At 69.8% G+C, this 13,144-nt stretch carries 9 protein-coding genes; 2 read left to right on the top strand and 7 right to left on the bottom strand.

Translation table 11 applies throughout. The features are described 5' to 3' along the window. Positions 1–122 precede the first annotated feature (122 nt). Both ACFSJG_RS16220 and ACFSJG_RS16215 read left to right on the top strand, forming a co-directional pair. A complete protein-coding gene (locus tag ACFSJG_RS16220) occupies positions 123–1,748 on the top strand; it encodes an HNH endonuclease signature motif containing protein (RefSeq protein ID WP_378486258.1) in 1,626 nt (541 codons plus the stop codon). 25 nt (positions 1,749–1,773) lie between these two features. Continuing rightward, positions 1,774–1,974 (top strand): hypothetical protein, encoded by a 201-nt coding sequence (locus ACFSJG_RS16215; protein ID WP_378486257.1) that lies wholly within the window; start codon positions 1,774–1,776, stop codon positions 1,972–1,974. A gap of 18 nt (positions 1,975–1,992) precedes the next feature. On the opposite strand, the gene ACFSJG_RS16210 is transcribed toward ACFSJG_RS16215, so the two are convergent. The 7 genes from ACFSJG_RS16210 to narH all read right to left on the bottom strand — a co-directional run bounded on the left by ACFSJG_RS16210 (position 1,993) and on the right by narH (position 13,144). Then, positions 1,993–6,150: a TIGR02680 family protein gene (locus tag ACFSJG_RS16210; protein ID WP_378486256.1), complete on the bottom strand. Its 4,158-nt coding sequence runs from the start codon at positions 6,148–6,150 to the stop codon at positions 1,993–1,995. Positions 6,151–6,170: 20 nt separating this feature from the next. After that, positions 6,171–7,496, bottom strand: coding sequence for a TIGR02678 family protein (locus ACFSJG_RS16205; protein ID WP_378486451.1), 1,326 nt, complete (start codon positions 7,494–7,496; stop codon positions 6,171–6,173). Positions 7,497–7,507: 11 nt separating this feature from the next. After that, on the bottom strand, positions 7,508–8,941 hold the full coding sequence (locus tag ACFSJG_RS16200; RefSeq protein ID WP_378486450.1) for a TIGR02677 family protein: 1,434 nt from the start codon (positions 8,939–8,941) through the stop codon (positions 7,508–7,510). A gap of 235 nt (positions 8,942–9,176) precedes the next feature. Beyond that, complete coding sequence (locus ACFSJG_RS16195; protein WP_378486255.1) at positions 9,177–9,908, bottom strand: MspA family porin; 732 nt, start codon at positions 9,906–9,908, stop codon at positions 9,177–9,179. A gap of 142 nt (positions 9,909–10,050) precedes the next feature. After that, complete coding sequence (gene narI / locus ACFSJG_RS16190; protein WP_378486254.1) at positions 10,051–10,785, bottom strand: respiratory nitrate reductase subunit gamma; 735 nt, start codon at positions 10,783–10,785, stop codon at positions 10,051–10,053. Beyond that, the gene (narJ, locus tag ACFSJG_RS16185; RefSeq protein ID WP_378486253.1) at positions 10,782–11,498 is read right to left on the bottom strand and encodes a nitrate reductase molybdenum cofactor assembly chaperone; all 717 of its coding nucleotides are present in this window, start codon (positions 11,496–11,498) and stop codon (positions 10,782–10,784) included. Before narJ ends, narI begins: the two co-directional genes overlap by 4 nt. Next, a complete protein-coding gene (gene narH, locus ACFSJG_RS16180) occupies positions 11,498–13,144 on the bottom strand; it encodes a nitrate reductase subunit beta (RefSeq protein WP_378486252.1) in 1,647 nt (548 codons plus the stop codon). Before narH ends, narJ begins: the two co-directional genes overlap by 1 nt.

Below are 13,144 nucleotides of genomic sequence, written 5' to 3'. Positions count from 1 at the left end.
TGTGCCCTCCTGGTCGGCAGAGTCGAATCTCGCGGTGGTGGTCACGCACACCGCGATACGGGTTCATGGTCGGATCCGAAGTTTCTCATTTCTTGTCGGTGGCGGCGACTAGGGTCGAATGTATGTTCGAATCTGGGGTGGAGTTGAGGGGTGGCGGGTCGCGGCGGCGCGGGTCGACCGAGCTCGTCGACCTGCTGTCGCCGGGTGACGACGTACTGCTGATCCAGGTCGCCGCCCATGCGCGGGACGAGAACCGGTCGGCGGCGCGAAAGGTCCTGGCCGCAGGTGCGTTGTGGGAGTCCTGGATCGAGCGCGACACCGAGCTGGGATCGGGGCGGATCGTCGACTGCGGCAACGCCGCGATCGCGGAACTGGCAGTGCGACTGGGGTGCTCGAAGACGGTCGCACAGTCGTACGCCGAGATCGGCTGCGACCTGCAGTTGCGTCTGCCGAAGACGCGCGCGTCGTTCGCGGCGGGAGACCTGGACCTCGCCCGAGTGCGGGCGATCTGTCGCGAAACGGTGGGGCTGGCACCGACGACGGTGGCGGCGCTCGAACCCGGAATCGTGGCAGCGGCGAGGCAGTTGCCGCCGGGACCGCTCGCGGCCGAGATCGAACGGTTGATCCAGCGGTACAGCCCCGACGAGGCAGCCGAACAGCGGGAGACCGTCCAGGCGTGGCAGCGGCGGATCGTCACACGTCGCGGACGAGGTTGCGCGAGCGTCGAGGTGACGGTCTCACCGGACGAGGGAGAGGCGATGATGCAGTTGATCGCCGAGTTCACCCGGACGGTCTGCGCCCGTGATCATCGGGGTGCACAGGAGAAGTCCGTTGACGCGCTGATGGGATTGGTGCACGGTGAGCCGTACCTACAGTGCAGGTGCGACCGCGACGACTGCGCCGCCGAAGGGTCGGCCGCGTTGCCTGGGCGGAGGACGCCACTCACCCAGATCACGATCGACGTGCAGACCCTGCTCGGCCTGGCCTCCGAACCCGCGTACCTGCACGGTCACGGGTTGATCGATCCGGAACTCGGTCGCAGGCTGGCGGGTTCGGGGACGTGGCAGGCGATGCTCGTCGAACTCGTGGACCTGGCGAGCGAGCTCGGCCTCAAGGACGTCGCCGACCGGTCCTCGCAACACTTGAACGTGCGGTCGTTCCTCGCGCGGGGAACTCGTCGGACTGCGGCACCCCTGATCGATCCTGTGACGCCACCGGCAAGCGTTGGGACGCTGGCCGAGTCGATTCTCGCTGCCGTGCAGTCTGATCCGGCGCTGGTGAACGGTACGCACCGGGACGGCCACGGCGGCCTCTCGGCTCCGCCGCCCGGTGCGCTGACCTACCGCCCAGACGCGTCGACGGCGGCGCTGGTGCGGGCACGCGACCGACACTGTCGATTCCCCGGTTGTCACCGGCCGGCCGCACAATGTCAACTCGACCACATCGTCGAATACTCGGCGCGAAACCCTGTCGTCGGCGGGTGGCCGATCGTGTCGAACCTGCAGTGCCTGTGCGCCTTCCATCACCAACTCAAGACGCTGGGGCACTGGAGGGCGGTGACGCTCGGTGGACCAGGTGTCGGCGGGCACGCACTCCTATGGACCTCGACTCTCGGCAGTACGAGAGTGACTCTGCCCGGTGGCGCTGTCGGGGCCGCGGACCTCGCGCCACCACGACCCCGTGTCGTGGGTGGGCGAGGTACTTGCAACACATTGGCACCGGACGACGGCGAACCGCCGCCCTTCTGACATGGTTGCGACATACAGTCGACGGATGGAGATGACGACTCCGGCTTCCGAGGAGATAGCCCGCCTGACCCTGGCACGGGACGAACTCGCCGTCGAGGTGCGCGAACTCCAGGGGCGGCTGGCACGAAGGACTCGTGACCTCGCCGCCGTCGAGGGCGAGATCGCGTCGCTGCGACGTGTCCAAGCTGAACTGGTGCGGCGGCATCCCGAACTCGGGTCCGGCTGACCCGGCCGTCCGGCGCCGCTACACCTCCGCGAACTCGAGGCCGCCCGGCTCGAGCATCTTGCGGCGGCCGGGCGATCCGAGCGCCTTCGTCAGGTCGGTACCGTCGTGCTCCTGCATCAGCATGCCGCCGTCCCACACCATCAGCGTCGCGCTGACGGAGTGCTCCGGGGTGGAGTGCGACAGGTCGTAGTGCGCGCAGCCGGGAACGTCGGCGTAGGTGACCCACAGGTCGTAACCGGTCATGAAGAGGTCGAGGTCGAACTGCACGCTCATGCCGAGGAGTTCGCTGCGGCCGTTGTCGTCGACGCCGGCGAAGGCCTCGTCGAGGCCCAGCAGTCGCGGAGCGTGCGGATCCGCGGACGACAGCATCACGTGTGCGGCCGCGAACAGCGGCAGGTGCAGCGACACCGACTGCTCACCACCCGACAGCGCCCCGTGCCGCGCGACGGTCAGCTTGTCCTCGCTGCCGTCCCCGCCGATCAGGGTGAACGAGAACACCCGCCAGCGGCGGTAGTCGAGGGCCTCGGTGAGGATCTCCGGGTACGCGCGTTCCGGGTGCGCGGCCCGCAGAGCCCGGATCCGATTCGCGAAATGCGCACGGATCGCGGCGAGCTCGTCGGGCCCGAGCGCCGACGGGTCGCGGTCCAGCAGCTTCGACACCGCGCGGGACCCGTCGTCGACGTTGTCGGCGAGCACCCAGTGCACGCCGATGGTGTTGCCGGACGACATCCGCCGCCCCCGCATCTCGGATGCCATCTGTGAGATCAGGTCACGCGCGTCGACGGTCCGCTCGTGGATCTGTTGCGCCAGCCCGGTGAGCAGGGCGTCCTCGAGGATCCGCCGCTCCGAATCGGTGAGCAGTTGCTGCTGGTCGTCGCGGCTACGGGCGATCATCGCGGCGAAGTCGGAGATCGACGAGTGCCCCTGGTCGTGCTGCACGGACACCGTGGTGACGCCGTCCGCCGCGTCCCAGCGCAGCCGGTGGTCCTGTCCCGCGGCCGCGAGGCGGGCGTCGAACTCCTGGAGGGCTCCGGTCAGTGCGGAACGCACCGACTTGCCCGCCCCCTCGGACACCTTCACGTCGGCCGTGGCGTCGTCGAGTGCGGCGTGCAGAGCAGCCACGTCGACCGGCGCCACGGGCGCCTGCATGTCGGGTTCGCTCTCGATCCGGTACACGAGCTGATCGGTGCTCAGCCAGGCCGCGTCCGAGGCAGGCCAGGTGTGAGTGCCGGCGACGCCGAGCAGATCGAGCAGGTCACGTCGCGCATAGGGCGCGAGACGCGCGGTGTCCGAGCGGGTTTCGGTGAGCGCGGACCGCAACGCCTCGACCGCGGCTCCGTACGCGCCCGCCGCCTTGCCGATCGCCTCGACCGCGACGTCGCCCGCCTTGCGTGCGGCGCGCTGTTCGGCCGTTGCGGCGTCGATCCGGGCCCGCGCCCGGTCGATGTCGGCGTCGATGTCGTCGGCGCTCGCGCCGAGGGCCTCCCTCAGAGTCGCGAGCCGCTGCACCTGCTGCTCCAGCTTCTCCTGCGCGGCGGCCGTCTCCTCCGCGAACTCCTCGGCGACGTCACTGGCCTCGGCGTGCCGGTCGTCGGCCTCGCGGCTGCGCTCGATGTCCTTCTCCCGGTCGCGTCGGCAGCGTACGACGTCGTCGCCCGCCGTCTCGAAGTGCCGGATCGCCGCGGTCAGCGCGTCGAGTCCTCGCTCCGGGTCGGTGACACGATGCCGGACGGCGGCCTCCCGAAGCGCGCGTTCCTGCGCGGACAGCTCGGCGATGGCTTGGTCCAGTTCGCGTTGGGCAGCTGCCGCGGCCTCGTCGCGGGTGCGGAGGGCGCCTGCCGCCTCGGCGACGCCGCGCTGGGCGGTCAGCACACTCGTGGGCCGGGGGAGGGCCTTGCCCGACGCGGTGAGTGCGGCCAGCAGCTCGGATGCCTCCGCATGGTCGGCCAACGCGGCGGTCCGGTCGGCCTCGGCCTGTTCGACCGCGGCGTCCAGCTCGGCGAGCCGCAGTTCGCGGCGCCGCCCGCGGGCGGTCGCGCCGATGAACTCCGCGTCGGGCTTCGTGTGGGCGCCGACCTGCACGCCCTGTCGGAAACGACCGTCGGTGCCGACCGCGACGACCCCGGCCGCGCCCGAATCGCCCTGCAGTGCAATCGAGGACAGCAGGTCCGCGACCCGGGACTCGGGCACCCCGGCATCCGGCTCCACGACGAGGACGTCCGCGAGTGTGCGGCCGCTCGGTCGTTCGCCCGCGGGCAGTGGCACCAGGAACAGGTCCGATCCCGACTCCGGCAGGTCGCCCGCCGGCACCCAGCCGTCGAGGATGTTCGCGGCCTCCAGCGCCGCCTCGATCCCGGCCGCCGCCGCGGCGTCGACGTCGTCGGCGAACCGCACCAACCGCCACAACGGTGCCCCGGCCGGCCCGGAGCGGTCACCGGTGCGGGCGGGATGCGCGGGCGGCGCGTCGTCGTGTTCGGCTGCGATCCGGTCCCGATCCGCGGCGAACTCGGTGCGCGCGGCCGCGGACTGCGCCGCAGCCTGTTCGGCGTCGCGGCGGCGAGCGCGCACGGCGTCGAGGGGGTCCGCTGTGTGCTCCGCGAGGATCTCCGGGAAACCCGCGGCCTCGTCTGCGCCGATGGTCGGTACCGCGTCGTGCAGTGCGACGAACATCGAGCTCGACACGCCGATCCGGGCGTACAGCGACGAGTTCGCCGCCCACCAGCGGCGCAATGCACCCTGGCATTCGGTCCGGGCAAGTGCGGTCGCGGCCTCGGCCTCCTTCACGGCTGCGGTCGCGGCCTCGAGTTGTTCCCGGCCCCGGTCCGCTGCCCGGTCGGCGCGAGAGCGCTCGGCGCCGGCCCGCTCGACAGCGGTCAGTGCGTCTCGCACCGCACGCACGTCACCGGAACGCTCCTCGGCATGCCCCCGGACCGCCGACGTGATCTGGTCTCCCCGAGCGGTGTCCGGCAGCGCCGTCCACGTGATTCCCGCATCACCAGCCGCTTCCTGCAGCTCGTCTTCCGCGCGGGCGACGGCCTCGGTGGCGCGGGTGACCCGCGCCTGCGACTGCGCCGCCTCGTCGGCGCGCTGCGCCAGGCTCGCCTGCGCCTTCGCCGACTTGTCCGCCTGCTGATCGGTCGAGCGGCGCAGGTCCGCCACGACCGCTCCGAGGTCGTCGAGCTGCTGCTTGCCCTCGTAGGCGCTGGACCGCTGCAGGGTCTCCAGCTCGGCGCGGGCGAGGTCGAGCTCACGTTCGGCGGCGACGATGCGTTCCTCCGCCGCCGCCCGCTCGTCCTGCTGGTGGGTCTGCGCGGCAACGGATTCGGTGACCGCCGCCGTGGCCGCAGCGACCGACTCGAACCTTCGGGTCACCTGCTCGACATCGGTGCGCGCCTGCTGCCGCAGGTACTTCGTGTACACCGCGACGAAGTCCTGGGTGGCCTGGTCGGCTGCGGTCAGGCCTTCCAGTGCGCGGCCGACCTCCTCCATGTCGCTGAACGACCGCGCGGCCTCCACGACGAGCTGATCGTCGATCGGACGCAGCCCGTCCGTCAGCGCCTGCGACAGCCCCTTCGGATCCAGGTTCTTCGCCAGCTGCGGTCGCCGGAGTGTGAGGATCAGCGTGATCAACTGGTCGTACCGCTGGGCGCCCAGCCCGAACAGGCGGGCATCGATCGCGGCCCGGTGATCGACGGGACGGTCCGTGATCGCGTCCGCACCGATCTGTTCGGCCAGTTGCTTCTTCGTCAACGGCTGGTCACCGGCGCCGATGAGCGCGAAGTCGACACCGACCCGGCCGTCGGCGACGAAATGCCAGCGCGTCACCTTGTCGTTCTGGCGGCTCGCGCGCATGCCGATGCCGACGGTCACGGCCTCCGGATCGGATGCGTTTCCTCGCGCGAACTCCATCCACACGTACGAGTGCGCGGTCTCGTCGCCGCGGTAGAGCAGGTTCGACTTCATCGTCCGCTCCTCACCGGCGAACGGGTTCAGCCGGCGTGGTTCGATGCGCCCGTCGAGGACGAACGGGAACAGCACCTCGAGGGCCTTGGTCTTGCCGGAGCCGTTGGGGCCACGCAGGACCAGTCGGCCGTCCGCGAACGAGAACTCCTGGTCCCGGTAGTCCCACAGATTGACGATCCCGGCGCGGGTTGGTCGAAAACGCGCACTTGCCATGCGAAGTCAGCCTCTATTCCTCAGGATTCGGTCAGCAGGTCGGGTTGCAGGGCGCGTTCACGGACGGTGACGACGACGCCTCGGTAGCGGGCCAGCGCAGGGAGCACCAGCACCCCGCCGTCGACCTTCCGCACCAGGCGCTGTGCGTCGAGCAGGTCCACCGACCGTCGCCGCAGGCCGTCCGGGTCGGCCTGCCATTGCGCCGCGAACGTGCGTCCGAAGCGCCGGGTGAGTTCGGCGACGGCGTCGTCGATCCAGCTGTCCTCGATCAGCGGGTACGTCACAAGAGGTTCCTGGGTGTTCGGCCGCGGCTCGGGTGCTTCGTCCGCGAGCTCCGCGAGTACTCCGGCTGCCGGGATCGCGGTGTCGAGTTGAGCCGCCAGATCGTCGGTTCGGCCCTGCGGCAGCGGAATCCGGAGCGGTGCGGGCGCGTCCGGGTCCTGGACGCGGTCCGCGATCTCACCGGCGAGCAGCAACGCGACCTGCGCGATCGTCCCCGTTCCCGGAAATCTGATGTCCGAGAGCCGGCCCGACTGGTCGATCAGCGCGATGCCCTCCGCACGGCGCTCGACGACCAGACCGGTCAGCAGCGCGACGTCCGCGGCGGTGCGGGGCAACGCCAACTGCAACCGCTCGTCGTCGTCGAGGTCGTCCGCGTACACCACCGGATGCTGCACCAGTGCGCGGCGCACCCGGCGCGCCGTCTCACGGGTGGTGCCCGCCTCGTCGGCCACGGCGAGCAGGCCACGCACCGACGTCAGGTGCTGCAGCGCCCGAGGCGGACGGAACAGTGCGATCACCACCGACCTGTCGATGTCGTAGAGGGCTTCGCCCGCATCGGGATTCGACGCCCAGCCCGAGGCGTCGCCGTCTGCGAGCCGGATGGCGCCGCGTGCTGTGAGCCACCCGATCGCGTCGACGAGCGCGCTGCGGTCCGTGAACCGCTCGGTGGACAGATCGACCGCCGGGACTTGGGTGGCTTCCGCCGCGACGTGGTCCGCCAGCTCCGACAACGTGATCTGGTTCCCGGCACGTCCCAGCGCGGCGAGCGCCAACGCCAGATACGCGTAGCGGCGCCGGTCGAAGGGCCGGTCACCGGACGTGGCGGGGGTGGTCGGATCGAGCCGGTCCGCGGCGGTGAACAGCCGTGCCGTCGTCTCGGTCACCTCGAGGCGGTAGCCGAACAGCTCCAGGAGGTCGTCGCGCAACTCCGTCGTCCACCGGCGCAGCAGCGGCAGTGCAAGCGGATCCGGATACGTCGTGGTCACCAGGTGATTCGCGAGGATCACCCGCGCCGCCCGCTGATACGACTCGAGCATCAGCGGTGAGATGTCCCGGGCCCACAGGTGCCCCGCCCTCACTGGACGCTCACCCGGAGGCGGTCCAGATGCAACCGGCCCCGCGCCGTCTCCACCGTCGTCGACTCCTCGTTCGGGGACAGGGTGAGCCGGACCCCGTTCTCGGAACCGGTGCTCGCCCGCACGACACCGCTGACCGGGACGCGGGCCGTCAGCGCCGCGGTCAGCAGGCCCAGCAGCACGTCGGTCTCCTCCTCTCCGAGGACGCGGTCGTAGGCGCCGCCCGTGGCGAGGGACCGGGCAGCCTCGGCCCGAGCCCGCTGCGCCGCCAGCTGCGCATCGCGCAGTCGACGGATGCTCGCCTCGTTGCGCTGCACCCGGCCCGGCGCGCCGGCTGCGGCCGGTTTGCCCGTTTCGGCGAGCGTCCGGGAGATCTCCACCGGAGGCGCGTCCCACCACGACCGTGACTCCGGAACGACGTCGGCGTCCGGGTGCACCGTCGACAGGTGCCGAGGGCGGCCGAGGTCGAAGACGGCCTGGAACAACGCGTGCGCGGCGTCCTCGGTGGGTGCACCGGCGAACCACCCGGCCAGGTGCCGCAGCTGACTCTCGCGGCTGACGCCGCCACGACGGGTCTCGGTGACACGGCGCAGCAGGGACAGGACGGCCGAGATCGCGGCCATCGTGCCTTCGCGGAGCCGGTCGGACTCGCTCGGACCGTCCGGCGACGCGACGAACCACTGGGTCAGGCCGGTCCATCGCTGCGCCCAGTCCGCCTCCCGCTCCGAGACGGTCAGGAACAGTCGCTCGTCGGCAATGGCTGCGCGTTCGAGCAGGTCACGGATGCCGGACTCCTCGACGTCGGCGATCGCCGACGCCAGCTTCGGGGCGTACCGCGCGAGGTCGGAGCCGAACTCCCGCATGTGGGTCAGGAGGGCGTCCTTGCGGGCGAGGAACGCCTCCGGGGTGATCTCCGTGGTTCGGACCAGATCGCCGAGGGTGAGATAGAACTGTGAGGCGCGGGCGGCCATGTCGGACAGCGTGGCGTCGAGTCGTCGCAGCGTGCGGTAGATCAGCTCGCCGTCGCCGCGACCGTTCGCCTCCGCGAGTCGGTGCAGATCCGCCAGCAGGTCCGGCAGCGCCAGCCGGGAGAGGGCGGCGTCGTCGAGTCGGAGTGCGAGCACGTCTCGGACCGCCCGGAACGCCTGGTAACCCAGGCGGCTGAACTGGTACACGAAGTGCCGGTTGCGGTACTCCGCCAGCGTCGCGGCCCGAGATCCGTCGTAGCTGCGTTCGAGCACGCCCCAGTGGTGGAGCTGATCGAGCAGCGGGGTGATCTCCGCCGCCGAGAGCGCGGGCTGCCCGATCCGGGTCAGGGTGTCGGCAACATCGGCCGCGTGCAACAGCACGACGTAGTGGGTCCGGGCATGGTCGAAGGCCCGCAGCACGCGTAGGTAATCGGTGCGCTTGTCGGCCGTCGCGAACGCGAACATGCGAAGCCGGTCCGCGGTGGCGAAGTCGTCGGCGGCGTCGACGGGCGCCGCCGGGGTGTCGAGAGGCGCCGACGGGTCGTCGTCGGGTGCCGGGCCGGATTCGCTCACCGTGACAGGGTAGGGGAGTCGGCGGCCCCGACCCAGCCGACCCGGCCCGGGGGGCGAGTCGTGTCACACACGTCGGGCGGGGTCCTGAGCTGGACCCCGCCCGACGCGGTCGTGGTCGTTCGGCGGATCAGATCGGGACCGGGGCCCCGTACGTCATCACGATGTCGCCCGACGCGAGCTCGACCTTTGCGTACGGCCGGAGGGTGACGGGACCGATGGCACCCGACACGCTGCCGTGAATGTTGCCGATCCGGATCTTCGCGACGGACCCGTCGAACTCCTTGCCGTCGACCACCGGAACCTCGGTGATACCGCCCGGTTCGAGCTCGAAGATCAGATTCTGCTGCGGGATGATGTCGCCCGCGAGCATGTTTCGACTCTCCAATCCGATCTCGAGGTCTGGTTCGCCGAGGAGTTCGCCGAAGACGATGGCGCCGGTACCCTCCGACTCGAATCCGAGCCCGGGAGTGTTCAGCTGAACTGTGGCACCGCCCAGGGCGATCGGGTATCCGACCTGGTACCCGAAGGACATCTTGCTGCCTGTCATCGACCCTGCGCTCGGGCCGCTGATGCGTGCTTCCGCGTAGCCGCTGTGGAAGAACTCGCGGCTGAGCGGTGAACTGTCCAGCGGCGGAACCCCGACGATCGAGGTGTCACCCTGGCTGACCTCGACGAGGTTGTCGGACCCGTCGACGATGCTGCTGGCGTTGTTGACGACGGCGCCGGCGGTGCCGGTTCCGAGTCCCACCACGAGGGCAGCGACACCGGCGACCGCCAGTGCCCGGGAGCGGCGTCGGCCCGCGTGGGCCGACAAGGTGGTACTTCGACGAATCCGACGTTCCCTGCGACTGACGTCCATGAACACCTCATCCGTTGGGTTGTTTCCCGGATGCGGGGCGTGCACCCGGTCACCGGCGTGGGCAAACATCCCCGAACCACCTACGAAGTTAACGGATACCCGCAGCGCATGCGCACTTTTGAGCCGTGTCTACATCTGTTGTTCACGCACGGCTGCGGTTCGCGGTCTCCCAGGCCCTGTCGTAGCGGTTGCCTCCCGGGCGCTTCGGGTCCTTGCTCCGGTACACGACGTACGGCCGGCCCAGGTACCCGAGCGGGGCGCTGAACACGTGCACGAGACGGGTGTACGGCCAGATCGCCAGCAGCGCGAGCACCGTCAGGCCGTGCAGCTGGAAGCTCAACGGAACGCCGACCATGAGCTCCGGCTGGGGGCTGAGCGAGAACAGGCTGCGGAACCACGGTGACACGGTGGAGCGGTAGTCGTAGTGGCCCAGGATCAGGTTCTCGCCCATCGTGTTGTACATGCCGGTCGCGATGACCACGATGAAGATCACGTACATGATCTTGTCGTTCGTCGTGCTCACCTTCCGGACGCTCGGCACCGCGATCCTCCGGTAGACGAGAATCGCCAGGCCCGCGACGGTCGCGAGGCCGGCGGGCACGCCCATCCCGACCGCCATCAGGTGGTAGGCGTCGTCCGAAATGCCCAGTGCGTTGGTCCAACTCGCCGGAATCAGCACGCCCCCGACGTGTCCTGCGAGAACCGCGAGGATGCCGAAGTGGAACAGCGGGCTGCCGAGGCGCAGCAACCGTGACTCGTACATCTGCGAGGACCGGGTTGTCCACCCGAACTGGTCCTTGCGATAGCGCCAGACGTGACCGACGACGAACGAGGTCAAGGCGATGTACGGGAGGGTCAGCCAGAGCAGGTTGCTCACCGGGCGGCTCCGATCTGGGTGGGGAACGGGTAGTCGTCCACGTGCGGGTGCAGCGCCGGATCCAGCGCGTAGGTGTCGAGACCGACGGTGTCCTCGGGGGGACCTTCCGCGGCCAGCTTCGCGACCTGGGCCCGGTCCTCGGTGTCGAGGTCGGGGAGGGTCGCACAGATCGCGTCGAGGACGCTCGCGTACGGCGATCCGCTGTCGTGCAACGACAGTCGGAGAACCTCGACGACGGCGCGATGCGTGACGAGCAGACGCCGCCCGCGGACCGGGTCGGTGGTCGCGGCGAACTCCAGGACCACCGGCAGGAAGTCGGGGAGCTCGTGGTCACCCAGCTCGAGTCCGGCATTGCGGTACGCGGTCTTGAAGCGCAGCAACGCCATTCCCCGGTTCCGGGTGTCGCCGTACGCGTAGTACGACAGGTGGAGACTCGACCGGCGCCGCAGGTCGAAGGTCTCGACGTAGCGGGCCGCGAGCGCGATCGGGTCCTGTTCGCGCAGGTGGTCGATGCACGCGAGCAGGTCGGGTCCGGCCGGTTCCGGGATCTGTGCGGCGGCAGCGCGCAGGTCGCCGAGCAGGTCCAGCATCGGCTGGTGCGGGTAGTCCAGCACGAGGGCCGCGATGCGCCAGACCAGTCGCTGCTGGGTCTCGTCCAGCGATTCGACGGTCGGTGCGGCGCGCCTGTTCCTGCGCAGGTTCAGCACGCCCATCACGACTCCTCTCGGGAACCGACCGGGACGAGGCCGTCCGTGCTCTTGCCGTCCCAGTTCAGGAGGTTGATCCGGCGTTCCTTGTTCTCCGGGGCGGCGGCGTTGCTGTCCTCGCCGACGAGATGGAACTTGTCCGCCATCACCTCGAACGCCGTCATGCCCGGTCCGCTCGCGCCGGGGCCGCCCATGCCGGGCCCGCCCTCGTCCTCGAGGCTGCAGCCCGTGGCGAGAGCGTCGAGGCGGTGCGCGTCGCTGCCCGCTCCGGTGGGGATGACGTAGCGGTCCTCGTACTTGGCCAGTGCGAGCAGTCGGTACATCGCCGTCAGCTCGTCGGGCGTGAGCCGAACCGCCTCCGCGACCTCGGGTTTGAGCGACTCACCGAGGTTCACCTGGCGCATGTGGGCCCGCATCGCCGCCAGCCGTTGCAGGGACGCCCGTACGGGGCCGATCTCGCCTGCGGTGAACAACTCGGCGAGGTACTCGATCGGGATGCGCAGCGAGTCGATCGCACCGAACAGGTTGTCGGCGGACTCGCCGTCGTGACCGGTGTCGGACAGTGCCTCCACCATCGGTGACAGCGGCGGGATGTACCAGACCATCGGCATCGTCCGGTACTCCGGATGCAGCGGCAACGCCACCTGGTAGTCGACGATCAGCTTGTACACCGGCGAGTTCTGCGCCGCCTCGATGAACTCGGACGAGATACCCGCCCGCTCCGCCTCCGCGATCACGCGGGGATCGTGCGGGTTGAGGAACACCCCCAGCTGCGAGGGATACAGGTCCTTGTCGTCGGTCACCGCCGCGGCGTCGAGCACGGCGTCGGCGTCGTACAGCATCACGCCGATGTAGCGCAGCCGGCCGACGCACGTCTCCGAGCAGATCGTCGGGATGCCGACCTCGATCCGCGGGTAGCAGAACGTGCACTTCTCGGCCTTGCCGGTCTTGTGGTTGAAGTAGATCTTCTTGTACGGGCAGCCGGTCACGCACTGCCGCCAGCCGCGGCACTTGTCCTGGTCGACCAGCACGATGCCGTCCTCGGACCGCTTGTAGATCGCGCCCGACGGGCAGGACGCGGCGCAGGCCGGGTTCAGGCAGTGCTCACAGATCCGAGGCAGGTAGAACATGAAGGTCTGCTCGAACTCGAGCTTGACCTTGTCGGACACTTTCGTAAGCAGCGGGTCCTTGGCGACCTGTTCCGGGCCGGAGCCGAGGTCGTCGTCCCAGTTTGCGCCCCACGTGACCTTGGTGTCCTCACCGGTGAGCAGCGACTTCGGTCGCGCGACCGGCGTGGTGTCCATCGGCGCCGACGCGAGCAGGTTGTCGTAGTCGTACGTCCACGGCTCGTAGTAGTCGTCGATCGTCGGCAGATCCGGGTTCGCGAAGATGTTCAGGAGCCGCTTGAACCGCGAACCGGACTTGAGGGTCAGCTTGCCGCGCTTGTTCAGCGTCCAGCCGCCCTTCCACTTCTCCTGGTCCTGGTACTGCCGCGGATAACCCTGTCCGGGGCGGGTTTCGACGTTGTTGAACCACGCGTACTCGACGCCGCCACGGTTGGTCCACGCCTGCTTGCACGTGACGCTGCACGTGTGGCAGCCGATGCACTTGTCCAGGTTCATGACCATGGCCATCTGTGCCATGACTCTCAT

This window comes from Rhodococcus gannanensis (assembly GCF_042681175.1).
Classification (GTDB): Bacteria; Actinomycetota; Actinomycetes; order Mycobacteriales; family Mycobacteriaceae; genus Rhodococcus_G; species Rhodococcus_G gannanensis.
Note: the sequence above shows the minus strand (reverse complement) of the source record. Positions and strands in the feature narration are given on the sequence as shown.